At 64.9% G+C, this 24,901-nt stretch carries 23 protein-coding genes and 1 pseudogene; 22 read left to right on the top strand and 2 right to left on the bottom strand.

Features of this window, described 5'->3' with window-relative positions:
- Positions 1–12: 12 nt before the first annotated feature.
- From gyrA to cysM, 16 genes are all read left to right on the top strand, one after another.
- Positions 13–2,616 (top strand): DNA gyrase subunit A, encoded by a 2,604-nt coding sequence (gene gyrA, locus DIE15_RS19215; RefSeq protein WP_057928118.1) that lies wholly within the window; start codon positions 13–15, stop codon positions 2,614–2,616.
- An 83-nt stretch (positions 2,617–2,699) separates the two neighbouring features.
- Positions 2,700–3,299, top strand: coding sequence for a DUF2059 domain-containing protein (locus DIE15_RS19210; protein WP_040144902.1), 600 nt, complete (start codon positions 2,700–2,702; stop codon positions 3,297–3,299).
- Positions 3,300–3,459: 160 nt separating this feature from the next.
- A complete protein-coding gene (gene serC / locus DIE15_RS19205; protein ID WP_057928117.1) occupies positions 3,460–4,542 on the top strand; it encodes a 3-phosphoserine/phosphohydroxythreonine transaminase in 1,083 nt (360 codons plus the stop codon).
- 34 nt (positions 4,543–4,576) lie between these two features.
- A complete protein-coding gene (gene pheA / locus DIE15_RS19200) occupies positions 4,577–5,659 on the top strand; it encodes a prephenate dehydratase (protein ID WP_057928116.1) in 1,083 nt (360 codons plus the stop codon).
- Between the two features lie 187 nt (positions 5,660–5,846).
- Entirely contained in the window at positions 5,847–6,773 is a 927-nt protein-coding gene (locus tag DIE15_RS19195; protein WP_124834076.1) for a prephenate dehydrogenase/arogenate dehydrogenase family protein, read from the top strand.
- A gap of 13 nt (positions 6,774–6,786) precedes the next feature.
- Complete coding sequence (gene aroA / locus DIE15_RS19190; RefSeq protein ID WP_124834075.1) at positions 6,787–8,091, top strand: 3-phosphoshikimate 1-carboxyvinyltransferase; 1,305 nt, start codon at positions 6,787–6,789, stop codon at positions 8,089–8,091.
- Positions 8,092–8,103: 12 nt separating this feature from the next.
- Positions 8,104–8,790 carry a (d)CMP kinase gene (gene cmk, locus DIE15_RS19185; protein ID WP_057928113.1) on the top strand — a complete coding sequence of 229 codons (687 nt, stop codon included), beginning with the start codon at positions 8,104–8,106 and terminating at the stop codon, positions 8,788–8,790.
- Positions 8,791–8,931: 141 nt separating this feature from the next.
- The gene (gene rpsA / locus DIE15_RS19180) at positions 8,932–10,644 is read left to right on the top strand and encodes a 30S ribosomal protein S1 (protein WP_044844859.1); all 1,713 of its coding nucleotides are present in this window, start codon (positions 8,932–8,934) and stop codon (positions 10,642–10,644) included.
- A gap of 22 nt (positions 10,645–10,666) precedes the next feature.
- A complete protein-coding gene (locus DIE15_RS19175; protein ID WP_006750752.1) occupies positions 10,667–10,990 on the top strand; it encodes an integration host factor subunit beta in 324 nt (107 codons plus the stop codon).
- Between the two features lie 210 nt (positions 10,991–11,200).
- On the top strand, positions 11,201–11,494 hold the full coding sequence (locus DIE15_RS19170) for a lipopolysaccharide assembly protein LapA domain-containing protein (RefSeq protein WP_057928112.1): 294 nt from the start codon (positions 11,201–11,203) through the stop codon (positions 11,492–11,494).
- Positions 11,495–11,547: 53 nt separating this feature from the next.
- Positions 11,548–12,720, top strand: coding sequence for a lipopolysaccharide assembly protein LapB (lapB, locus tag DIE15_RS19165; RefSeq protein ID WP_057928111.1), 1,173 nt, complete (start codon positions 11,548–11,550; stop codon positions 12,718–12,720).
- A gap of 90 nt (positions 12,721–12,810) precedes the next feature.
- A complete protein-coding gene (locus tag DIE15_RS19160; RefSeq protein ID WP_057928110.1) occupies positions 12,811–14,211 on the top strand; it encodes a UDP-glucose/GDP-mannose dehydrogenase family protein in 1,401 nt (466 codons plus the stop codon).
- A gap of 7 nt (positions 14,212–14,218) precedes the next feature.
- The gene (gene rfaE1 / locus DIE15_RS19155; protein WP_124834074.1) at positions 14,219–15,169 is read left to right on the top strand and encodes a D-glycero-beta-D-manno-heptose-7-phosphate kinase; all 951 of its coding nucleotides are present in this window, start codon (positions 14,219–14,221) and stop codon (positions 15,167–15,169) included.
- Positions 15,170–15,233: 64 nt separating this feature from the next.
- Entirely contained in the window at positions 15,234–16,226 is a 993-nt protein-coding gene (gene rfaD, locus DIE15_RS19150) for an ADP-glyceromanno-heptose 6-epimerase (protein ID WP_057928108.1), read from the top strand.
- Positions 16,227–16,299: 73 nt separating this feature from the next.
- Positions 16,300–16,644, top strand: coding sequence for a helix-hairpin-helix domain-containing protein (locus tag DIE15_RS19145; protein ID WP_057928107.1), 345 nt, complete (start codon positions 16,300–16,302; stop codon positions 16,642–16,644).
- A gap of 206 nt (positions 16,645–16,850) precedes the next feature.
- Positions 16,851–17,753, top strand: coding sequence for a cysteine synthase CysM (cysM, locus tag DIE15_RS19140; protein WP_057928106.1), 903 nt, complete (start codon positions 16,851–16,853; stop codon positions 17,751–17,753).
- A gap of 76 nt (positions 17,754–17,829) precedes the next feature.
- On the opposite strand, the gene mltB is transcribed toward cysM, so the two are convergent.
- Positions 17,830–19,173, bottom strand: coding sequence for a lytic murein transglycosylase B (gene mltB / locus DIE15_RS19135; protein WP_082664810.1), 1,344 nt, complete (start codon positions 19,171–19,173; stop codon positions 17,830–17,832).
- A gap of 43 nt (positions 19,174–19,216) precedes the next feature.
- On the opposite strand from mltB, the gene DIE15_RS19130 reads away from it, so the two are divergent.
- Entirely contained in the window at positions 19,217–20,140 is a 924-nt protein-coding gene (locus DIE15_RS19130; RefSeq protein WP_057928104.1) for a histone deacetylase family protein, read from the top strand.
- 22 nt (positions 20,141–20,162) lie between these two features.
- On the opposite strand, the gene DIE15_RS19125 is transcribed toward DIE15_RS19130, so the two are convergent.
- On the bottom strand, positions 20,163–21,083 hold the full coding sequence (locus tag DIE15_RS19125; protein ID WP_124834073.1) for an alpha/beta hydrolase: 921 nt from the start codon (positions 21,081–21,083) through the stop codon (positions 20,163–20,165).
- Positions 21,084–21,298: 215 nt separating this feature from the next.
- Here DIE15_RS19125 and DIE15_RS19120 point away from each other — a divergent pair, with 215 nt between their 5' ends.
- The 5 genes and pseudogenes from DIE15_RS19120 to DIE15_RS19100 form a co-directional block, all read left to right on the top strand.
- Positions 21,299–22,333, top strand: coding sequence for a methionine ABC transporter ATP-binding protein (locus DIE15_RS19120; RefSeq protein WP_057928102.1), 1,035 nt, complete (start codon positions 21,299–21,301; stop codon positions 22,331–22,333).
- Positions 22,323–22,976 (top strand): methionine ABC transporter permease, encoded by a 654-nt coding sequence (locus tag DIE15_RS19115; protein ID WP_057928101.1) that lies wholly within the window; start codon positions 22,323–22,325, stop codon positions 22,974–22,976. Before DIE15_RS19120 ends, DIE15_RS19115 begins: the two co-directional genes overlap by 11 nt.
- Before the next feature lie 28 nt (positions 22,977–23,004).
- Positions 23,005–23,799, top strand: coding sequence for a MetQ/NlpA family ABC transporter substrate-binding protein (locus DIE15_RS19110; RefSeq protein ID WP_124834072.1), 795 nt, complete (start codon positions 23,005–23,007; stop codon positions 23,797–23,799).
- Between the two features lie 229 nt (positions 23,800–24,028).
- The gene (locus tag DIE15_RS19105) at positions 24,029–24,778 is read left to right on the top strand and encodes an electron transfer flavoprotein subunit beta/FixA family protein (protein ID WP_034206727.1); all 750 of its coding nucleotides are present in this window, start codon (positions 24,029–24,031) and stop codon (positions 24,776–24,778) included.
- Positions 24,779–24,794: 16 nt separating this feature from the next.
- Positions 24,795–24,901 (top strand): annotated as a pseudogene (locus tag DIE15_RS19100) (electron transfer flavoprotein subunit alpha/FixB family protein); the annotation flags it as partial.

Genomic DNA, 24,901 nt, shown 5'->3' with positions numbered 1-24,901 from the left:
CGATACGGATACATGGATCAATTCGCCAAAGAGACCCTGCCCACCTCCCTAGAGGAGGAAATGCGCCGTTCGTATCTCGATTACGCGATGAGCGTGATCGTCGGACGTGCCCTCCCGGATGTCCGCGATGGCCTGAAACCCGTGCACCGGCGCGTGTTGTTCGCGATGCACGAACTGAACAACGACTGGAACCGCGCGTACAAGAAATCGGCGCGTATCGTTGGTGACGTGATCGGTAAGTATCACCCTCACGGCGATACCGCGGTGTACGACACGATCGTGCGGATGGCGCAGGACTTCTCGCTGCGCTACATGCTGATCGACGGACAGGGCAACTTCGGCTCGATCGATGGCGACAATGCCGCGGCGATGCGTTACACCGAAATTCGCATGGCGAAGATCGGTCACGAACTGCTCGCCGACATCGACAAGGAAACGGTCGACTTCGAGCCGAACTACGACGGCAACGAGACGCAGCCGTCGGTCCTGCCGTCGCGCATTCCGAACCTGCTGATCAACGGCTCGTCGGGCATCGCGGTCGGCATGGCGACCAACATCCCGCCGCACAACCTGAACGAAGTCGTCGACGCTTGTCAGCACCTGCTGAACAACCCCGAAGCGACGATCGACGAGCTGATCGAGATCATCCCGGCGCCGGACTTCCCGACGGCCGGCATCATCTACGGCGTCGCCGGCGTGCGCGATGGCTATCGCACCGGCCGCGGCCGCGTCGTGATGCGCGCGGCCACGCACTTCGAGGAGATCGACCGCGGCCAGCGGATGGCGATCATCGTCGACGAACTGCCGTACCAGGTGAACAAGCGCTCGCTGCTCGAGCGCATCGCCGAGCTCGTCAACGAGAAGAAGCTCGAAGGCATCTCCGACATTCGCGACGAGTCCGACAAGAGCGGCATGCGCGTCGTGATCGAGCTGAAGCGCGGCGAAGTGCCCGAAGTGGTGCTGAACAACCTGTACAAGGCGACGCAGCTGCAGGACACGTTCGGCATGAACATGGTTGCGCTGGTCGACGGCCAGCCGAAGCTGCTGAACCTGAAGGAAATCCTGCAGTGCTTCCTGTCGCATCGACGCGAAGTGCTGACGCGCCGCACGATCTACGAACTGCGCAAGGCCCGCGAGCGCGGCCACGTGCTCGAAGGTCTTGCGGTCGCGCTCGCGAACATCGACGAGTTCATCGCGATCATCAAGGCGGCGCCGACGCCGCCGATCGCGAAAGCGGAGTTGATGGCGAAGCCGTGGGATTCGTCGCTCGTGCGCGAGATGCTCACGCGCGCCGAGAGCGAGAACGCAGCGGCCGGCGGCCGCTCCGCGTATCGTCCGGAAGGCCTGAACCCGGCGTTCGGGATGCAGGGCGACGGACTGTACAAGCTGTCCGACACGCAGGCCCAGGAAATCCTGCAGATGCGTCTGCAACGCCTGACGGGCCTCGAGCAGGACAAGATCATCGGCGAGTACCGCGAAGTGATGGCGCAGATCGCCGACCTGCTGGACATCCTCGCGCGCCCCGAGCGGATCACGACGATGATCGGCGAAGAGCTGACGACGGTGAAGGCCGAATTCGGCGACGCGCGCCGCTCGAAGATCGAGCTGAACGCGACCGAGCTGAATACGGAAGACCTGATCACGCCGCAGGACATGGTCGTCACGATGTCGCACGCGGGTTACGTGAAGTCGCAGCCGCTGTCGGAGTACCGTGCGCAGAAGCGCGGCGGTCGCGGCAAGCAGGCGACGCAGATGAAGGAAGACGACTGGATCGAGACGCTGTTCATCGCGAATACGCACGACTACATCCTGTGCTTCTCGAACCGCGGCCGCGTGTACTGGGTCAAGGTCTATGAAGTGCCGCAGGGCTCGCGCAACTCGCGCGGCCGTCCGATCGTCAACATGTTCCCGCTGCAGGACGGCGAGAAGATCAACGTCGTGCTGCCGGTCAAGGAATTCTCGGCCGACAAGTTCATCTTCATGGCAACGTCGCTCGGCACCGTGAAGAAGACGCCGCTCGAGGCATTCAGCCGCCCGATGAAGAAGGGCATCATCGCGGTCGGTCTCGACGACGGCGACTTCCTGATCGGCGCGTCGATCACCGACGGCGCGCACGACGTGATGCTGTTCTCGGATGCCGGCAAGGCCGTGCGCTTCGACGAGAACGACGTGCGCCCGATGGGGCGCGAGGCGCGCGGCGTGCGCGGCATGCAGCTCGAGGACGGGCAGCAGGTCATCGCGCTGCTGGTCGCGGGCAGCGAAGAGCAGACCGTGCTCACCGCGACCGAGAACGGCTACGGCAAGCGCACGCCGATCACCGAGTACACGCGTCACGGCCGCGGCACGAAGGGGATGATCGCGATCCAGACGTCCGAGCGTAACGGCAAGGTCGTGGCTGCGACGCTCGTCGACGCCGAGGATCAGATCATGCTGATCACGACGGCCGGCGTGTTGATTCGTACCCGTGTGTCCGAGATTCGCGAGATGGGGCGTGCTACGCAAGGTGTTACACTCATCAGTCTCGATGAAGGTACCAAGCTCTCCGGCCTGCAGCAGATCGCGGAAGCCGAAGAGGGCGATGGCGAGGCCGACGAGGCGTCGGACGGCGAAGCCTGAAGAACGGATGAGATTCGAGCCGCCGCGGGCGCCAGGCGCCGCGGTCGGCGAGCAACCATTCATATTTCCAAAAGGGAGTGATGATGCAAAAGCAATTCAAGCAACTGGTTCTGCTGGCTGCACTGGTGCCGACGTTCGCGATGGCGCAAGCGCTGTCGAATTCCGCACCGGCTGCAACCGCGGCAGCTGCGCCGATCGACGCCGACAAGAAGGCGGCGATCAAGGATCTGCTCGACGCGATCGACGCGCCGAAGCTCGTGTCGGCTATCGGCAACAGCGCCGAGATGCAGGCAAAGCAGCTCGTGCCGGCAATCCTGTCGGACGCGCTGTCGGAAAACAAGACGCTGAACGACAAGCAGAAGCAGGCAGCCGTTCCGACGCTGCAGAAGAACGCGGTACCGAAGCTGGTCGACGGCGCAGGCAAGGTGTTCGGCACGCAGCAGTTCCAGAACGACGCGATGTCGGCTCAGTACGACGCCTACGCGAAGTACTACAGCACGTCGGAGATCAAGGATCTGACGACGTTCTACAAGAGCCCGACGGGCCGCAAGTTCATCCAGGTTCAGGATCAGGTCGGCCGCGACGTGGTCAACGGCCTGATGCAGAAGTACATGCCGCAAGCGATCCAGGCGACGCGCGCGCAGGCTGACAAGGAAGTCGCGGCAGTCAAGCCGGGCAAGTAAGCCGTCCGGGCGCGCCGCCCGGCCTTCGGCCGGGTTTGGCGGGAGCCTGATGACAGTGCGATAATGGCCGTTTGCGCGTGAGCGCAAGCGGCCATTCCTTTTCTGGCGCGGTTCTTTCTGCCGGCGGCAAGCCGGTCGCGTCCTTCCCGAGGTTTTCACGATGCGCGTCTTTAATTTCTCCGCCGGTCCTGCGGCGCTCCCCGAGGAAGTGCTGCGGCAGGCCGCCGACGAAATGCTCGACTGGCACGGCAGCGGCATGAGCGTGATGGAGATGAGCCATCGCGGCAAGGAGTTCATGTCGATCCACGAGGCGGCGCTGACCGATCTGCGGGAACTGCTCGATGTGCCGGCCAGCCACCGGATCCTGTTCCTGCAGGGCGGCGGCATTGCCGAAAACGCGATCGTGCCGATGAACCTGCTCGGTTCGCGCAAGACCGCCGACTTCGTCGTGACGGGCTCGTGGTCGCAGAAGTCGTTCAACGAAGCGAAGAAATACGGCACGCCGCATCTGGCCGCATCCGGCAAGACGGCGGACGGTTTCACGCGTGCGCCTGCCCGCGCCGACTGGCAACTGTCGGACGATCCGGCCTACGTGCATCTGTGCACGAACGAGACGATCGACGGGGTCGAGACGTTCGAGATTCCCGACCTCGGCGACGTGCCGCTCGTCGCGGATGTGTCGTCGCATATCCTGTCGCGCCCGATGGACGTCGCGAAATACGGCGTGCTGTTCGGTGGCGCGCAGAAGAACATCGGGATGGCCGGCGTGACGGTCGTGATCGTTCGCGAGGATCTGCTCGATCGCGCGCTGTCGATCTGCCCGTCCGCCTTCGAATGGAAGACCGTCGCCGAGAACAACTCGCTGTACAACACGCCGCCCACCTATGCGATCTACATCGCGGGCCTCGTGTTCCAGTGGCTGAAGCGGCTGGGCGGCCTCGAGGCGATCGAGGCCCGCAATATCGAGAAGGCGAAGCTGCTCTACGACACGATCGATGCGAGCAGCTTCTATCTGAACAAGGTCGAGCCGGCGGTGCGTTCGCGAATGAACGTGCCCTTTTTCCTGGCCGACGAAACGCGCAATGAAGACTTCCTTGCCGGCGCAAAGGCGCGCGGGCTGCTGCAGCTGAAGGGCCACAAGTCCGTCGGCGGCATGCGGGCGTCGATCTACAACGCGGTGCCGCTCGAGGGCGTCAAGGCGCTCGTCGAGTACATGAAGGACTTCGAGCAGCGCGGCGCCTGACCGCGACGCTGTTCAAACAGCACGGCAACTACGCATGGACGACGAACTGAATTCCCGCCTGAAACCGCTGCGCGACCGCATCGATGCGATCGACGCGCAGTTGATCGCGCTCCTCAACCAGCGCGCCGCTGTGGCGCTCGAGGTGGGCGAGGTCAAGAAGCACTTCAACGCGCCGGTGTTCCGGCCGGAGCGCGAGCTGCAGGTGATCGCGCGCCTGCAGGACATGAGCGCGGGGCCGCTCGCAAGCGAGCACATCAGCGCCATCTGGCGCGAGATCATGGCTGCGAGCCGGGCGCTCGAGCAGACGATCCACGTCGCGTTCCTCGGGCCGGTCGGCACGTATAGCGAACAGGCGATGTTCGAGTATTTCGGCCAGTCGATCGAAGGACTGCCGTGCCCGTCGATCGACGAAGTGTTCCGCTCGGTCGAGGCAGGCGCGTCCGCATTCGGCATCGCGCCCGTCGAGAATTCGACCGAAGGCGCGGTGTCGCGCACGCTCGACCTGCTGCTGCAGACGCAGTTGCTGATCAGCGGCGAACTCGCGCTGCCGATCCATCACAACCTGCTCACGCAGAGCGGCACGCTCGACGGCGTGACGCGCGTCTGCGCGCATGCGCAGGCGCTCGCGCAATGCCAGCAGTGGCTTGCCGCGAACGCGCCGCAGCTCGAGCGGCAAGCGGTATCGAGCAACGCGGAAGCCGCGCGTCTCGCGGCGGCCGACCCGAGCGTCGCGGCGATCGCGGGCGACCGCGCGGCCGCGCACTACGGGCTGCAGATCGTGTTCTCGCTGATTCAGGACGATCCGCACAACCGCACGCGCTTCGTGATCATCGGCAAGCAGCCTACCGGGCAGAGCGGTCACGACCAGACCTCGCTGATCGTATCGGTGAAGAACGAGCCGGGCGCCGTGTTCAAGCTGCTCGAGCCGCTCGCGCGGCACGGCGTGTCGATGACGCGCTTCGAGTCGCGTCCGGCGCGCGTCGGCACGTGGGAGTATTACTTCTACATCGACATCGAAGGGCACCGGGACGAGGCGGCCGTGGCCGCCGCGCTCGCGGAGCTCGGCCAGAAGGCTGCGTTCCTGAAGATACTCGGTTCATATCCGCGCGCGCGCTGACGCGCAGCGGCCCGTCGCCCGCACCGCGCGGGCGGCGCGGCGAAGCGGGCAGGGCAGGCCGGGCGGCACTGCCGAAGGCGGGCTCGGGCGGTATCCGGTGCAGGTCGCGCCGGGTGCGGGCCCGTTGCCCAGGATCTGGACTTCCGCGCGCGGGGCATCGTTTCGCGCGCGTCACTTGGCTCTTGTCGTGTCAGGCTTTGCATTCAACAAACTTGTCATCTTCGGCGTCGGCCTGATCGGCGGATCGCTGGCGCGCGCACTGCGCGAGCGCGCGCCGGGCGGCGCGGGCGAAGTCGTCGGCGTCGGCCGTTCACGTGCGTCGGTCGAGCGCGCGCTGGCACTCGGCGTGATCGATCGCGCGGCAGCGCTCGACGACGATGCGCAACTGCGCGACGCGCTCGCCGGCGCCGATCTCGTGCTGCTGGCCGCGCCCGTCGCGCAAACGGGCCCGTTGCTCGCGCGCATCGCACCGTGGCTCGACGCCGCGACGATCGTCACCGACGCGGGCAGTACCAAGTCCGACGTCGTCGCGGCCGCGCGCGAAGCGCTCGGTGCGCGGATCGCGCAGTTCGTGCCGGGTCACCCGATCGCCGGGCGCGAATCGAGTGGCGTCGAAGCCGCGCTGCCGGATCTGTACGTCGGCCGCAACGTCGTGCTGTGCCCGCTGCCGGAGAACGCGTCCGCATCGGTCGCGCGGATCGACGCGATGTGGCGGGCGACCGGCGCCGACGTGCGCACGATGAGTACCGAGCAGCACGATCGCGTGTTCGCGTCGATCAGTCATCTGCCGCACGTGCTGTCGTTCGCGCTCGTCGAGCAGATCCTCGGCGAGGTGGATGCCGAACTGAAATTCTCGTACGCGGCGGGCGGCTTCCGCGACTTCACGCGAATCGCGGCATCGAGCCCGGAAATGTGGCGCGACGTATGCGTCGCGAATCGTGCGGCGCTGCTCGACGAACTCGACGGCTACACGCGCGTGCTCGCACGTCTGCGTGCGGCGATCGACGCCGGTGACGGCGCGGCGCTCGAAGCCGTGTTCACGCGCTCGCGCGCCGCACGCAAGGCATGGCAGGAGCGCGGCGCGCAGCCCGCTGCCGAACCGGTCAAGAAATAACAGGACGATTCTCATGGACTATCTCGATCTCGGCCCGTATTCCAGCGCTTCGGGCACCGTGCGCCTGCCCGGCTCGAAGAGCATCTCGAACCGCGTGCTGCTGCTCGCGGCGCTTGCCGAAGGCGACACGACGATCACCAACCTGCTGGATTCCGACGACACGCGCGTGATGCTCGATGCGCTCGGCAAGCTCGGTGTGAAACTCGTGCGCGAGGGCGACACCTGTGTCGTCACCGGCACGCGCGGTGCGTTCACGGCGAAGACGGCCGACCTGTTCCTCGGCAATGCGGGCACGGCGGTGCGGCCGTTGACGGCGGCGCTCGCGGTCAACGGTGGCGACTATCGCGTGCATGGCGTGCCGCGCATGCACGAGCGGCCGATCGGCGACCTCGTCGACGGCCTGCGGCAGATCGGCGCGCAGATCGACTACGAGCAGAACGAAGGTTTTCCGCCGCTGCGGATCAAGCCTGCGGCAATCACGGTCGACGCGCCGATCCGCGTGCGCGGCGACGTGTCGAGCCAGTTCCTCACCGCGCTGCTGATGGCGCTGCCGCTCGTGAAGGCGAAGGATGGCAGGATCGTCGTCGAAGTCGACGGCGAACTGATTTCGAAGCCGTACATCGACATCACGATCCGGTTGATGGAGCGCTTCGGCGTGACCATCGAGCGCGATGGCTGGCAGCGCTTCGTCGTGCCGGCCGGCGTCCGCTACCGTTCGCCGGGGCGCATCATGGTTGAGGGCGACGCGTCCTCGGCCTCGTACTTCCTCGCGGCCGGCGCGCTCGGCGGCGGTCCGTTGCGCGTCGAGGGCGTGGGGCGTGCGAGCATTCAGGGCGACGTCGGCTTCGCGAACGCGCTGATGCAGATGGGCGCAAACGTGTCGATGGGCGACGACTGGATCGAGGTGCGCGGCATCGGCCACGACCACGGCAAGCTCGAGCCGATCGACATGGACTTCAACCTGATTCCGGACGCGGCGATGACCATCGCGGTTGCGGCGCTGTTCGCGAGCGGCACCAGCACGCTGCGCAACATCGCGAGCTGGCGCGTGAAGGAAACCGACCGCATCGCCGCGATGGCGACCGAACTGCGCAAGGTCGGCGCGATCGTCGAGGAAGGCCCCGACTATCTGGTCGTCACGCCGCCGCAGCAACTCACGCCGAACGCCGCGATCGACACGTACGACGATCACCGGATGGCGATGTGCTTCTCGCTTGTCAGCCTGGGCGGCGTGCCCGTGCGGATCAACGATCCGAAGTGCGTCGGCAAGACGTTCCCCGACTATTTCGACCGCTTCGCCGCGCTCGCCAAGGTCTGACCCACTGACCCGATGAAATCGACCCGACCCTTTCACCCGACCCCCGTCATCACGATCGACGGCCCGACTGCTTCCGGCAAGGGGACCGTCGCCGCGCTCGTCGCCGCGCATCTCGGTTTCCACCTGCTCGACAGTGGTGCGCTATACCGTCTGGCGGCGCTCGCGAGCGTGCGCTACGGCATCGCGGCGGAGGACATCGACGCGCTCGTGAAGCTGATCGACGATCTTCACATCACGTTCCGCGAGGGCTGCGCGCAGCTCGATGGCGTCGACGTGTCCAACGATATCCGTGCCGAAGCGGTCGGCAATCGCGCGTCGGCGATTGCCGTGCACGGGCCGGTGCGTGCCGCGCTCGTCGCGCGCCAGCGCGCGTTTCGCAAGACACCGGGCCTCGTCGCCGACGGGCGTGACATGGGCACCGTGATCTTCCCGGACGCCGTGCTGAAGGTGTTTCTGACGGCCAGCGCCGAGGCGCGCGCGACCAGGCGGCATAAGCAATTGATGCAAAAAGGTTTTTCTGCTAATATAGATAACTTGCTCCGGGATCTTCGTGAACGTGACGCGCGCGACAGTAATCGCGCCGCCGCGCCGCTGAAGCCTGCGGCAGATGCCAAGCTGCTCGATACGTCGGCGCTTTCGGTCGATGAAGCGGTCGACCAGGTGCTGCAGTGGTACCGGGCGCTGGGCCAGCCCGCCTGAGAAGGCGGGCAGCAGTAGGTGCTCCGCGCGTAAGCGCGGAGCGTGTTTTGAACCCTTAACCCCGTGTGGACTTCGATCTGGCCCTTTCAGCCTGCCATTCCGGCCGGCGTGGCACAGCGATCCATGCACAATCAGATTTTTATGTCCGACCTGCAAACCTCCACCCCGAATACCGAATCCTTTGCGGCTCTGTTCGAAGAGTCGCTGACCCGTCAAGACATGCGCGCCGGCGAAGTGATTTCCGCCGAAGTCGTGCGCGTCGACCACAACTTCGTGGTCGTCAATGCAGGCCTGAAGTCCGAGGCTTACATTCCGATCGAGGAATTCCTGAACGATCAGGGCGAGGTTGAGGTGCAGTCGGGCGATTTCGTGTCCGTCGCCATCGACGCACTCGAAAACGGCTACGGCGACACGATCCTGTCGCGCGACAAGGCGAAGCGCCTTGCATCGTGGCTGTCGCTGGAAAAGGCCCTCGACAACAACGAACTCGTCACCGGCACGATCACCGGCAAGGTGAAGGGCGGCATGACCGTGATGGTCAACGGCATCCGCGCGTTCCTGCCGGGTTCGCTGGTCGACACGCGTCCGGTCAAGGACACGACCCCGTACGAAGGCAAGACGCTCGAGTTCCGCGTGATCAAGCTCGATCGCAAGCGTAACAACGTCGTGCTGTCGCGTCGTGCAGTGATCGAAGCGACCCAAGGCGAAGAGCGCGCGAAGCTGCTCGAGACGCTGAAGGAAGGCGCGATCGTCAACGGCGTGGTCAAGAACATCACCGACTACGGCGCGTTCGTCGACCTCGGCGGCATCGACGGCCTGCTGCATATCACCGACATCGCATGGCGTCGTGTGCGTCACCCGAGCGAAGTCCTGTCGGTTGGCCAGGAAGTCACCGCGAAGATCCTCAAGTTCGACCAGGAGAAGAACCGCGTCTCGCTGGGCATCAAGCAACTGGGCGACGATCCGTGGGAAGGCATCTCGCGCCGTTACCCGTCGGGCACGCGCCTGTTCGGCAAGGTCACGAACATCACCGACTACGGCGCATTCGTCGAAGTGGAATCGGGCATCGAAGGCCTCGTCCACGTGTCGGAAATGGACTGGACCAACAAGAACGTTGCTCCGTCGAAGGTTGTCCAGCTGGGCGACGAAGTCGAAGTCATGGTCCTCGAGATCGACGAAGACCGCCGTCGTATCAGCCTCGGCATGAAGCAGTGCAAGCCGAATCCGTGGGATGACTTCAGCCGCAACTTCAAGAAGGGCGACAAGATCACGGGCGCAATCAAGTCGATCACCGACTTCGGCGTGTTCATCGGTCTGCCGGGCGGCATCGACGGCCTGGTCCACCTGTCGGACCTGTCGTGGAGCGAAGCCGGCGAAGAAGCCGTTCGCAAGTACAAGAAGGGCGACGAAGTCGAAGCAATCGTGCTTGGCATCGACGTCGAGAAGGAGCGTATTTCGCTCGGCATCAAGCAGCTCGAAGGCGACCCGTTCAGCAACTACGTTGCAATGAACGACAAGGGTTCGATCGTCGACGGCGTGGTGAAGTCGGTCGATGCGAAGGGCGCTGTCATCACGCTGACGGGCGACATCGAAGGCTACCTGCGTGCATCGGAAATCTCGCAGGATCGCGTCGAAGACGCACGCAACGTGCTGAAGGAAGGCGACAAGGTCAACGCGATGGTGATCAACATCGATCGCAAGTCGCGTGGCATCAACCTGTCGATCAAGGCAAAGGATTCGGCTGAACAACAGGAAGCGATCCGCGGCCTGCAGTCGGACACCAGCGCTGCTGCGACCGGTACGACCAACCTCGGCGCGCTGCTGAAGGCGAAGCTCGACGGCCAGAACCAGTAAGCCTCACGAGGTCTGCTGAAGTATGACCAAATCCGAGTTGGTCGCGCAGCTGGCACTGCGATTTCCGCAACTTGTCCTCAAGGATGCGGATTTCGCGGTGAAAACGATGCTCGATGCGATGTCCGACGCCCTGTCGAAAGGGCATCGCATCGAAATTCGGGGTTTCGGCAGCTTCGGCCTCAACCGTCGCCCGGCGCGCGTCGGACGCAACCCGAAGTCGGGGGAGAAAGTGCAGGTGCCCGAGAAGTTCGTGCCTCACTTCAAGCCCGGCAAGGAATTGCGTGAACGCGTCGACGGCCGCGCCGGCGAGCCGCTGAAAGCTGATGATCCGGACGACGAGCGTTGAACGTCGTTCGGCTTGCCCGGAATCCATCCGGCGAAGGCTGAAGAAAAAAGCGCCCCTTGCGGGCGCTTTTTTCATTTCCGGCGACTGCGTGGCAACGCGCATCCGCAGGATGTGCGGTGACGCGGAAACGCTTCCTTTACAATACGGGTCGATTCGGCGCCGCGAAGGGGAGTCGCGCGCCACGGCAAACCTCAACAAAGAGAGGGCTACATGAAGTTTATCGTCTGGCTGATCCGGGTATTGGTGTTCGTGCTGCTGCTGGTGCTTGCACTGGCCAATACGCAAACCGCGACGCTGAATTTCGTTGCCGGCTACGCATGGCAAGCGCCGTTGATCCTGATCGGCCTCGCGTTCTTCGTCGTGGGGCTGCTGGCCGGCCTGCTGTCCGCGCTGCCGGCCATCTTCCGTTTGCGTCTCGAGAACGGACGCCTGAAGCGCGACCTGCGCGCGGTGCGTGAAACTCCGGCCGTCGTCGACCAGCCGCCGATGCCGCCCGTCATTTAATACGGAAGCCGCGCGATCCTCGCGCGGTTTTCGTCTCTGCTTCGATATTTCGCATGGATCTGGATTTCTGGTGGTTGCTCGCAATTCCGGTGGCGTTCGCGCTCGGCTGGGCGGCGTCACGCTATGACCTGAAGAATCTCCTGTCGGAGAGCGCCAACCTGCCGCGATCGTATTTCCGCGGCCTGAACTTTCTGTTGAACGAACAACCGGACAAGGCGATCGATGCGTTCATCGAGGTCGCGAAACTCGACCCCGAAACGGTCGAGCTGCACTTCGCGCTCGGCAACCTGTTTCGTCGCCGCGGTGAAACGGACCGTGCGATCCGCGTGCACCAGAATCTGCTGAGCCGCACGGACCTGCCGGTGAACGAGCGCGACCACGCGCTGTACGAACTCGGTCAGGATTTTCTGAAAGCCGGCCTGCTTGATCGTGCCGAAGAGGCCTTCCACCGGCTCGCCGATGGCGACTACGCACTGGGCGCACAGCGGGCGCTGCTGACGATCTACGAGATCGAGAAGGACTGGAACAAGTCGATCGATACGGCGAAGCGCATCGAGTCGATGAGCGACAAGCCGCTCGGCACCGAAATCGCGCAGTTCCACTGCGAACTCGCGCAGGACGCACTGCAACGCAAGGACGCCCCGGCAGCGGCCGAACAGCTGAAGCTCGCGCTTGCCGCGAACCCGCAGAACGTGCGCGCGACGATCCTGTCCGGCGATGCCGCGGAGGCGGCGGGCGATCACGCGGCCGCGATCGAGCACTGGAAGCGCGTCGAAGGGCAGAATCCGGCGTATCTGCCGCTCGTCGCAGACAAGCTGATGAAGGCCCATGCCGCGCTTGGCAAGTCGGTCGAGGGCGCCGAACTGCTGATGGGCTATGTCGAACGTTATCCGTCGAACGACCTGCTTGATATCGCATATCAGCATATCGCCGGGCTGAGCGGCCAGGAAGCGGCGCATACGCTCGCGCGCACGCAGATGGAGAAGTCGCCGAACCTGTCCGGCATGCTGCACCTGCTCGATGCGCAGATCGCGGCCGCCGACGAGCCGCGCCGTAAGGAACTTGAAATGATGCGCACGCTGATCAAGCAGCGCACCAAAAATCTGCCACGGTATACGTGCCAGAATTGCGGTTTCCGGGCCCGGCTTTTCTACTGGCAGTGCCCCGGATGCAGCGGCTGGGAAACCTACGCGCCGCGCCGCGTCGAACCTGCGATGCCGGGCTGATGCCGGCATGCGGCGCCGACGCGCTGCGGTTGCCGCCGGGTCCGGCCCGGCGGCCAAGTTAGTCAATTACCGGGACGTACCGGAACATCTATGAAAATCACCATCATCGGCACCGGCTATGTCGGTCTTGTCACGGGCTCCTGTCTCGCCGAGATCGGCCACGACGTCTTCTGCCTGGATGTCGATCCGCGCAAGATCGAGATCCTGAACAACGGCGGGATGCCGATTCACGAACCGGGCCTGCTGGACATCATCGCACGCAACCGCGCGGCAGGGCGTCTGCGCTTCTCCACCGACATCGAAGCGAGCGTCGCGCACGGCGAGATCCAGTTCATTGCGGTCGGCACGCCGCCCGACGAGGACGGGTCGGCCGACCTGCAATACGTGCTCGAGGCCGCGCGCAACATCGGCCGTCACATGACCGGTTTCAAGGTGATCGTCGACAAGTCGACGGTACCGGTCGGCACCGCGCAGCGCGTGCGTGCCGTTGTCGACGAGGCGCTTGCCGCCCGCGGGCTCGCCGGCAGCGTCGCGCACCGGTTCTCGGTCGTATCGAATCCGGAATTCCTGAAGGAAGGGGCGGCAGTCGAGGACTTCATGCGCCCGGACCGGATCATCATCGGCGTCGATGACGACGAGACGGGCACGGTGGCGCGCGAGAAGATGAAGAAACTGTACGCGCCGTTCAACCGCAATCACGAGCGCACGATCTACATGGACGTGCGTTCGGCCGAATTCGCGAAGTATGCGGCGAATGCGATGCTCGCGACGCGCATCTCGTTCATGAACGAGATGTCGAATCTTGCCGACAAGGTTGGTGCCGACATCGAAGCCGTGCGCCGCGGGATCGGCTCCGATCCGCGCATCGGCTATCACTTCCTGTACGCGGGCGTCGGTTACGGCGGTTCGTGCTTCCCGAAGGACGTGCAGGCGCTGATCCGCACCGCGGGCGAAAACGGCCAGCCGCTGCGCATCCTGGAGGCCGTCGAAGCGGCCAACTCCGCGCAGAAGGACGTGCTGATCGGCAAGATCGAACAGCGCTTCGGCGCGGACCTGGCCGGTCGCGAATTCGCGGTCTGGGGCCTTGCGTTCAAGCCGAACACGGACGACATGCGCGAAGCGCCGAGCCGTCGGCTGATCGCGGCGCTGCTCGGGCGTGGCGCGACCGTGCGCGCATACGATCCGGTCGCGATCGACGAGGCGCGCCGCGTGTTCGCGCTCGATCTCGGTGAAGGGTCCGACGCGCTTGCGCGCCTGCACTTCGTCGATACGCAGGACGCGGCCGTGACGGCAGCGGACGCGCTCGTGATCGTCACCGAGTGGAAGGAATTCAGGAGCCCGGATTTCACGCGTCTGAAGACCGAACTGAAGGCGCCGGTGATCTTCGACGGGCGCAACCTGTACGAGCCGGACGCGATGGCCGAACTCGGCATCGACTACCATGCGATCGGGCGTCCGCATGTCGATCCCCAGTCCTCCTTCCGTGGATGAATGCACGATGACTACCCTTCGCGAAGTGGTGCCGGTGCCGCGCGCGCAGCTTGCGCGTTCGCGCGTGCTCGTCGTCGGTGACGTGATGCTCGACCGTTACTGGTTCGGCAACGTCGACCGTATTTCGCCGGAAGCGCCGGTTCCCGTCGTGCACGTGCAGCGCCAGGAAGAGCGACTCGGTGGCGCGGCCAACGTCGCACGCAACGCCGTGACGCTCGGCGGTCAGGCCGGGCTGCTGTGCGTGGTCGGCTGCGACGAACCGGGCGAGCGGATCGTCGAGCTGCTCGACAGCAGCGGCGTGACGCCGCATCTCGAACGCGATGCGACGCTGCCGACGACGATCAAGTTGCGCGTGCTTGCGCGGCAGCAGCAGCTGCTGCGCGTCGACTTCGAGGCGGTGCCGACGCACGAGGTGCTGCTCGCCGGGCTCGCGCGTTTCGATGCGCTGCTTCCTCAGCACGACGTCGTGCTGATGTCTGATTACGCGAAAGGCGGTCTGACGCACGTGACGACGATGATCGAAAAGGCGCGCGCGGCCGGCAAGCCGGTGCTCGTCGATCCGAAGGGCGGCGACTGGGCGCGCTATCGGGGCGCATCGCTGATCACGCCGAACCGCGCGGAGTTGCGCGAAGTCGTCGGACAGTGGCAATCGGAGGACGACTTGCGCGCGCGTGTCGCCAAGCTGCGCGCGGATCTCGATCTCGATGCCCTGCTGCTCACGCGTTCGGAAGAGGGGATGACGCTTTTTTCCGCTACGGGCGAACTGCATGCACCGGCGCTCGCGCGCGAGGTGTATGACGTGTCCGGCGCGGGCGATACCGTGATCGCGACGGTCGCGGCGATGCTCGGTGCAGGCGTGCCGCTCGTCGATGCCGTCGTGCTCGCGAACCGTGCAGCAGGCATCGTGGTCGGCAAGCTCGGTACGGCCACGGTAGACTACGACGAACTGTTTCACTGAGCGCACTCGGCGGCGCGCCGAGCGCGCAGCACGGATGTCTTGTAATTTTTCAGGTAGAACGACCATGACCATCATCGTCACCGGCGCAGCCGGTTTTATCGGCGCGAACATCGTCAAGGCGCTTAACGAGCGCGGCGAGTCGCGCATCATCGCAGTCGACAATCTGACGCGCGCGGACAAATTCCGCAACCTCATCGATTGCGAGATCGACGACTATCTCGACAAGACGGAATTCGTCGAGCGCTTCACGCGCGGCGATTTCGGCAAGGTACGCGCGGTGTTCCACGAAGGCGCCTGTTCGGACACGATGGAAACCGACGGCCGCTACATGATGGACAACAACTTCCGCTACAGCCGCGCGGTGCTCGATGCGTGCCTCGCGCAGGGCGCGCAGTTCCTGTACGCGTCGTCGGCCGCGATCTACGGCGGCTCGACGCGTTTCGTCGAGGAGCGCGAGGTCGAGGCACCGCTGAACGTCTATGGCTATTCGAAGTTCCTGTTCGACCAGGTGATCCGCCGCGTGCTGCCGAGCGCGAAGAGCCAGATCGCCGGATTCCGCTACTTCAACGTGTACGGCCCGCGCGAGACGCATAAGGGCCGCATGGCATCGGTCGCGTTCCACAACTTCAACCAGTTTCGCGCGGAAGGCAAGGTCAAGTTGTTCGGCGAGTACAACGGTTACGCGCCGGGCGAGCAGACGCGCGACTTCGTTTCGGTCGAGGATGTCGCGAAGGTGAACCTGTTCTTCTTCGATCATCCGGAGAAGTCGGGCATCTTCAACCTCGGCACGGGCCGTGCACAACCGTTCAACGACATTGCATCGACGGTCGTGAACACGCTGCGCGCGCTCGACAGCCTGCCGCCGCTGACGCTCGCGCAGCAAGTCGAACAAGGGCTGATCGAATACGTGCCGTTCCCCGACGCGCTGCGCGGCAAGTACCAGTGCTTCACGCAGGCAGACCAGACGAAACTGCGCGCTGCCGGCTACGAGGCGCCGTTCCTGACGGTGCAGGAAGGTGTCGACCGCTACGTGCGTTGGCTGTCCGGCCAGGTTTAAACGCGCGCTTTGCATCGCTAGACTGGGTCTCACGGTCGGCAGCCGCCGACCGCTTTCATCGGAGATCCAGCACATGATCAGGAAATGGTTTGCCGCAGCCGTGATGTTCGGCGCGATTGCGTCGGCCTGGGCGGCCGTCGACGTCAACACCGCGAACGAAGATGCACTCGTCGGCATCAAGGGCATCGGTCCCGCGCGGGCAAAGGCGATTCTCGACGAGCGCGGCGCACGCGGGCCGTTCAGGAATGCAGAAGATCTCGCGTCTCGCGTGAAAGGCATGGGCGGCCATACGGTCGAGCGCCTCCAGCAGGAGGGGTTGACGATCGGCGCGGCCGGTTCGGTTGCGACGGCCTCGGCCGCCGGCAAGCCCGCCGCGGCAAAACCTGCTGCGGCGCCAGCCCGTACTGCGCAGAAGTAACGCACACGAGACGAAAGGCTCCTTCAGTCGCCGTCGTTACGACGGCTTCCCGCGGCATGCCGCGGGTTTTTTGCGTCATGCTGCGCGCGCACAATCAATGAGACAGGCGGAAGGCCTATTCCATCGTCGCAATGGGGTTGCCGGCGCGAGCCCCTGCGCTGGTTTACAATCAATCGATTGATCGGCCTCGCACTCACGGTATCTCCATGGCTTACAAAACTATCGAAGACACGATCGGCAATACGCCGCTCGTGCAACTGGTCCGCCTGCCGGACGACGAGATTCGCGCACGCAACAACGTGGTGCTCGCGAAGCTGGAAGGCAACAATCCGGCCGGTTCCGTAAAGGATCGCCCGGCGCTGTCGATGATCAGCAAGGCCGAGGCGCGCGGTCGCATCAAGCCGGGCGATACGCTGATCGAGGCGACGAGCGGCAACACGGGCATCGCGCTCGCGATGGCCGCGGCGATCCGTGGTTACAAGATGGTGCTGATCATGCCGGAGGACCTGTCGGTCGAGCGTCGCCAGAGCATGGCCGCTTACGGCGCCGAAATCATCCTGACGCCGGTAAAGGGCGGGATGGAACTGGCGCGCGACCTCGCGGAGCAGATGCAGCGTGAAGGCAAGGGCGTGATCCTCGATCAGTTCGGGAACCCCGACAATCCCGTCGCGCACTACGAAGGAACGGGCCCGGAGATCTGGCGCGACACCGAAGGTCGCATCACGCACTTCGTGTCTGCGATGGGCACGACGGGCACGATCATGGGCACGTCGCGCTATCTGAAGGAACAGAATTCGGCGATCGAGATCGTCGGCGCGCAGCCGGAAGACGGGTCGCGCATTCCGGGCATTCGCAAGTGGCCGGAAGCCTACATGCCGACGATCTTCGATCGCAGCCGCGTCGATCGCGTCGAGAACGTGAGCCAGGCCGCGGCGGAAACGATGGCGCGCCGGCTCGCGGCCGTCGAGGGCATCTTTGCAGGCATTTCGTCGGGCGGCGCATGCGAAGTCGCGATGCGCATCGCACGCCAGGTCGAGAATGCGACGATCGTGTTCATCGTCTGCGACCGCGGCGACCGCTACCTGTCGACCGGCGTGTTTCCTGCCTGAGCCCGATCGGCATCCGTAGAATCACCCGATAAAAATGCGCCGCATACGCGGCGCTTTTTGTTTGCGCGGGCCGTGCTTACTGCACTGGCGCTTCCGTATCCGCTGCAGGCAGCGGCAGCGCGCCACTCGCTTCCATCTGCGCCTTCACGGCTTCGCCGAGCTGGTACACGGCGAGCGCATAGAAGAAGCTGCGGTTGTAGCGCGTCAGCACGTAGAAATTCTTCAGGCCAAGCATGTATTCGGTCGCAAGTCCCGGCGACGGCAGGTCGACCACGGTGACCGGCGTGCCGGCTTCGGTGGTGATGTTGACCATCGGCTCGTTGAGCGTCATGCCGGCGCGCAGCAGTTGCGACAGCGCCCAGTGCGGCTCGGGCTGGCCGTCCGCGGCGGCCTGTGCGATGCCGAGGCTGCCCGTGTCGGGCGTGATGCGCCAGACCACCGGGCGATCGGTTTCCCAGCCGTGCTGCTTCAGGTAGTTCGCGACGCTGCCGATCGCATCGGCAGGACTGCTGCGCAGATCGACGTGGCTGCCGCCGTCGTAGTCGACCGCATACTCGCGAATGCTGCTCGGCAGGAACTGCGGGATGCCGATCGCACCCGTATACGAGCCAAGCACGGTGGTCGGGTCGAGCTGGTTGTCGCGGGTCCAGACCAGGAAGTCCTCGAGGTTCTTGCGGAACGTTGCCTGGCGGCTGTCGCGATTCGGCGTGTCCGGATAGTCGAACGTGAGCGTCGTCAGTGCATCGAGCACGCGGAAGTTGCCCATGTAGCGGCCATAGATCGTTTCGACGCCGATGATGCCGACGATCACCTCGGGTGGCACGCCGAATTCCTCGGATGCGCGCTGCAGCGTCGCCTGGTTCGCCTTCCAGAATTTCACGCCCGCGTTGATGCGGATCGGTTCGATGAACCTCGAACGATAGACGCGCCAGTTCTTTACCGAAGGCGTCGGCGCCGGCTTCACGAGCTTGACGGCGGTGGCCGAGTAGCTGATGCGCGAGAACAGCGCATGCAGGCTCGCGGAATCGAAGCCGTTGCGGCTCACCATCTCGTCGATAAACGCATCGACCTTCGCGTTGTTCGCGTAACGCTGCGGAACGATTTCCTCTTCGAAGGTCTGGCCTTGCTGCGCCGGCTGTTGCGCCTGCGCGACGAGCGTGCCGGAGGACTTCGCAGGCTGCGTCTGCGCGACGGCGGGCGCGGCGGTCAGCGTAGCGGCGACGGCAGCGGCAACGAGCGGAACGCGAACGCGGAACAGCGTGGAGAGAAGGGCGGCAGGCTTGCTGGAATTCATGTCGAAGCGGGCGGACAGGGCGATGGGGTTCGGCGCAGTATACCCGACGCATCCTGCGTGCCGGGGCGAAGCAGCGTACCGTTGTGGTAAGTTAGCGGCGAATTGGCGGCAGACGATGGACATCATTGATGGAGACCTGCGGCGCACCTTGCGTCGCGGATGACAGCTTATGGCAACCGCCTTCTATACGCACCCCGATTGCATGCTGCACGAGATGGGGGAATGGCATCCCGAATGCCCGGCCCGACTGTCGGCGATCCAGGATCAACTGATCGCGAGCCGCATCGACGACCTGATCGTGCATGAAACCGCACCGTTCGCGAGCGAGGTGGCGCTGGGCCGCGTGCATACGCAAGCCCATATCGACTACATCCGCAGCATGACGCCCGTCGACGGCTACGTCGAGATCGATCCGGACACGCTGATGAACCGCGACACGTGGCGCGCCGCGCTGCGTGCGGCCGGCGCCGCGATCGCGGCGACCGACGCAGTGATCGAAGGCCGCTACGCGAATGCGTTTTGCAGCGTTCGGCCGCCCGGCCATCACGCGGAACCCGCGCGTGCGATGGGCTTCTGCTTCTTCAACAACGTCGCGATCGCCGCGCGACATGCGCTCGACGTCCACGGTATCGAGCGCGTCGCGATCATCGATTTCGACGTGCACCACGGCAACGGCACCGAAGCCGCATTCGCGAATGACGAGCGGGTGCTGATGTGCAGCTTCTTCCAGCATCCGCTGTACCCGTTCTCGGGCGTCGATCACCAGGCGCCGAACATGGTCAACCTGCCGATGCCTGCGCGTAGCAACGGGATGGCGATCCGTGAAGCGGTCGACATGTTCTGGCTGCCGCGTCTCGACGCGTTCAAGCCGCAAATGCTGTTCGTGTCGGCAGGTTTCGACGCGCATCGCGAGGACGACATCGGTAATCTCGGTCTCGTCGAGGCCGATTTCGAATGGCTGACCGCGCAGATCGTCGACGTCGCGCGCCGGCATGCGCAGGGCCGCATCGTGAGCTGTCTCGAGGGTGGCTACAACCTGTCCGCGCTCGGCCGCAGCGTCGTCGCGCACTTGCGCGTGCTGGCCGGCATCTGACCGGCAGCGGGGTGGCGCGAGCTCAGCGCGCCGGCACGCGCGCGTGAATCCACACGATCAGCGCATCGATCACGCGGTCGCGCTCGAGATCGTTCATCGTTTCGTGGAACCCCCCTTCGTATAGCGTCAGCGTGCGATCGGGCGAGCCGACGCGGACGCCGAATACGCGGCTTCCGTCGGGCTCGGTCAGCTTGTCTTTGGTGCCGTGATAGACCAGCACCGGCACGCGCAGCGCGCCGCGACCGTGCTCAATGCGCGCCATCGCGTCGAGAATTTCGGCACCCGTGCGCGCCGGCACCGCGCCGTGGTGCACGAGTGGATCGGCACGATTCGCCGCGACGACGGCCGGATCGCGCGACAACAGCGCGGCGTCGATCCTGATTGCAGGGAAGGTCGGCCACACGCGACTGATGAAGCGGCTCATCGCGAGCATCCAGCGCGGCACGTCGCGCCCCGGCGCGAGCGCCGGACTCGACAGCACGAGGCCAGCCAGCGCATGGCCGCGAGCCGGCACGCGTTCGATCGCATACAGCGCCGCGACGGCGCCGCCCATGCTGTGACCCATCAGGAAGAGCGGCGTATCGCCGCGGGCGGCTTCGGCAACCAGCGCGTCCGCATCGTTCAGGTAACCGTCGAAACGCTCGACCCACGTGCGTTTGCCGGGCGACTGGCCGTGGCCGCGCAGATCGATCGCCAGCACGTCGATGCCGGCCGCGTTCAGTCGGGCCGCAAGTGCCGCGTAGCGGCCCGCATGCTCGGCGAGGCCATGGACGAGCGCAATCGTTGCGCGCGGCGGTACCGTGCCGTCGCCGGCCGGCCAGCGGTACGACGCCAGCTCGAGACCGTCCGCGGTACGCAGCCGGCCCATCCGTGGGGCGGGCGGCGACGCCGGCCCCGGTGCTGCGGTGGCGGTTGCGGCGGCCGGCGTAGTCGTGGCGGTCATCTGGCGGGTCCCCTGTTCGTTGGCATTGGTGTTCCGGATCATAGTCGCGGCACTCCCACGGCGGGCCAGCAACGCTCCTCTAATTTCGTCTGGTTATGAAAAGATCGAAATCGATTATTAAGTGGAATGAGGCGTTTGCGGTAAAATCGCCGGCTATTCCAGATGCATCGGCGGCCGACTGGCGGGCCTCGCCAGCCGGCCGCCGTTTTGTTTACATGATCGAATTACGCAATCTGTCGCAGCGTTTCCCTGGGCCGACCGGCTGGGTCGACGCGTTGCACAACGTCAATCTGACGATCCCGCAGGGCGAGGTGTTCGGCATCATCGGCCGAAGCGGCGCCGGCAAGAGCACGCTCGTGCGCACCATCAACCTGCTCACGCGGCCGACCGAAGGCAACGTCGTCGTCGGCGGACGCGACCTCACGGTGCTGCCGGCCGGCGCGCTGCGCGAAGCCCGCCGCGAAATCGGCATGATCTTCCAGCACTTCAACCTGTTGTCGTCGCGCACGGTGTTCGACAATGTCGCGCTGCCGCTCGAACTGGCAGGCGCGAGCCGCACCGATATCGAGGCGGCCGTGCTGCCGCTGCTCGACCTCGTCGGGCTGTCCGCGCAGAAGGATCGCTATCCGGCGCAGATCAGCGGCGGCCAGAAGCAGCGCGTCGGCATCGCCCGCGCGCTCGCGAGCAAGCCGAAGGTGCTGCTGTCGGACGAGGCGACGTCGGCGCTCGACCCCGAAACCACGCGCTCGATCCTCGATCTGCTCAAGCGCATCAATCGCGAGCTCGGCCTGACGATCGTGCTGATTACCCACCAGATGGAAGTGATCAAGCAGGTGTGCGATCGCGTCGCGGTGCTCGATGCGGGCCGCGTGGTTGAAGAAGGCCGCGTGATCGACGTGTTCCTGCAGCCGCATCACGAAGTGACGCGCGCGCTGATCGGCGACGTGATCGCGCAGGAGCTGCCACCGGCGCTGAAGGCACGTGTCGCCGAGCGGCTCAAGACGGGCAGCAGGCACTTGCTGCGGCTTGCGTTCACCGGCTCGGGTGTCGACCAGCCGATCCTGTCGGAGACGATCCGCCGGTACGAACTCGATTTCAACATCCTGCACGGCCAGATCGACGAGATCCAGGGGCAGGCGTTCGGATCGCTCGCGGTGCTCGCGGGCGGCGAACCGGGCAAGGTCGGGCAGGCGCTCGCGTTCCTGCGCGAGCAAGGTGTGGTGGTAGAGGAGCTTTCGCATGTTGAGTGAGATGTTCGATATGTTCGTGCAGTCGTTCTGGGAGACGCTGATCATGGTCGGCATCTCGGGGGCGGTTGGCGCGCTCGTCGGGCTGCCGCTCGGCGTGCTGCTCTATCTGACCGACCGCCAAGGCGTGCTCCAGAACCTCGGCGTGAATCGCGTGCTAGGCGGCATCGTGAACGCGGTGCGCTCGACGCCGTTCATCATCCTGCTGGTCGCGGTCATTCCGCTAACGCGACTCGTCACGGGGTCGTCGATCGGCACGGCCGCGGCGGTCGTGCCGTTGACGCTCGCGGCCGCGCCGTTCATCGCGCGGCTGGTCGAGACCGCGCTGCGCGAAGTCGACCGCGGGCTGATCGAGGCCGCGCAGTCGATGGGCGCAACGACGTCGCAGATCGTGTTCAAGGTGCTGCTGCCCGAATCGCTGCCAGGCATCGTCGCGGGCCTGACGATCACGTTCGTGTCGCTCGTCGGCTATTCGGCGATGGCCGGCGCGATCGGCGGCGGCGGACTCGGCGATCTGGGGATCCGCTACGGCTACCAGCGCTATCTGCCGGAAGTGATGTGGACGGTCGTCGCGATCCTGATCGTGTTCGTGCAGATCGTGCAATCGTTCGGCGACTGGCTCGTGCGCCGGCTGAGCCACAAGTAAAAACGACATCCAACCGTTTGGGGAGACGATGCAACGACGCTTCATGCTGAAGTTCGCGGCCGCACTCGGCGCGGCCGCGCTGTTCGCGAGCGCGCATGCGCAGGCTGAAACCATCAAGGTGGGCGTGACGGGCGGCCCGCACGCGCAGATCATGGACGTGGTGAAGAAGGTTGCGGCCAAGAGCGGCCTCGACATCCGCGTCGTCGAATTCTCCGATTACGTGCAGCCGAACGCGGCGCTCGCGTCGGGCGATCTCGACGCGAACAGCTACCAGCACGCGCCGTATCTGCAGGCGCAGGTGAAGGATCGCGGCTACAAGCTGGTCAAGGTCGCCGATACCGTCACGTTTCCGATGGGCATCTATTCGAAGCGGGTGAAGTCGCTGGCCGAACTCAAGCCCGGCGCGCACATCGCGGTGCCGAACGATCCGACCAACGGCGGCCGCGCGCTGCTGTTGTTGCAAAAGCAGGGGCTTCTGAAGCTGCGCGCGGATGCGGGGCTGAAGGCGACGCCGCTCGACATCGTCGACAATCCGCGCAAGCTGAAGATCGTCGAGCTCGATGCGGCGCAGATTCCGCGCTCGCTCGGCGACGTCGACGCGGCGGCGATCAATACCAACTATGCGATGGAAGCGGGGTTGAAACCGAAGCAGGACGCGATCGCGATCGAGGGCCCGAATGGCCCGTACGCGAACATTCTCGCGATTCGCGAGGCTGACAGGAACAAGCCGTGGGTCGCGAAGCTGGTCGCGGCCTACCATTCCGCGGAAGTGAAGCAGTTCATCGAACAGAAGTTCGGCGGCGCGGTCATTGCCGCCTGGTAACACGATGTACAGGGCGCGCCCGGCGACGATTAGAGTCGATGATCGAAAACCCGGGCTTTGCGTCCGGGTTTTTTCTCTTTTAAAATAGAACGATCGTTCGCTATTGCCGGCGTGCCGAAGAGGAGCGCTATCCTCGATAGCCGCGATGGATGGGTCCGCTTGGCCGCGCAGTCATGAGGCCTCGCTATAGAATGGCCTCTGGTCGTATTCGTAACTTTGGAGCGTGTGCATGAAAATCCTGGTGCCAGTGAAAAGAGTGGTCGATTACAACGTGAAGGTCCGCGTAAAGTCGGACAACACGGGTGTCGACATCGCGAACGTGAAGATGTCGATGAACCCGTTCGACGAAATTGCGGTGGAAGAAGCCGTGCGCCTGAAGGAAGCGGGCGTGGCGACCGAAGTGATCGCGGTGTCGGTCGGTGTCGCGCAAGCGCAGGAAACGCTGCGCACGGCGCTGGCGATCGGCGCGGATCGCGCGATCCTCGTCGAGTCGAACGACAGCGTCGAGCCGCTGGCTGTCGCGAAGATCCTGAAGGCGCTGGTCGACAAGGAACAGCCGCAACTGGTGATCCTCGGCAAGCAGGCAATCGACGACGATTCGAACCAGACGGGCCAGATGCTGGCTGCGCTGGCGGGCCTGCCGCAAGCGACGTTCGCATCGAAGGTGACGATTGCGGATGGCAAGGCCACGGTCGCGCGTGAAGTCGACGGCGGCGCGGAAACGCTGTCGCTGACGCTGCCGGCGGTGGTCACGACCGACCTGCGCCTGAACGAGCCGCGCTACGTGACGCTGCCGAACATCATGAAGGCGAAGAAGAAGCCGCTGGAAACGGTGAAGCCGGAAGACCTGGGCGTGGACGTCGCGCCGCGTCTGAAGACGCTGAAGGTGGTCGAGCCGCCGAAGCGCGCAGCCGGCGTGAAGGTGCCGGACGTGAAGACGCTGGTCGAGAAGCTGAAGACCGAAGCCAAGGTGCTGTAAGAGGGAGCGCAGAGAAATGACGATTCTGGTGATTGCAGAACACGATAACGCGTCGATCAAGGCCGCGACGCTGAACACGGTGGCAGCGGCGGCGAAGATTGGCGGTGACATCCACGTGCTGGT

Origin of the sequence: Burkholderia sp. Bp9031, assembly GCF_003857965.1 — a bacterium.
Taxonomy (GTDB): domain Bacteria; phylum Pseudomonadota; class Gammaproteobacteria; order Burkholderiales; family Burkholderiaceae; genus Burkholderia; species Burkholderia ambifaria_A.
The sequence above is the reverse complement of the archived record's forward strand: the minus strand, read 5'-3'. Positions and strand labels throughout refer to the sequence as shown.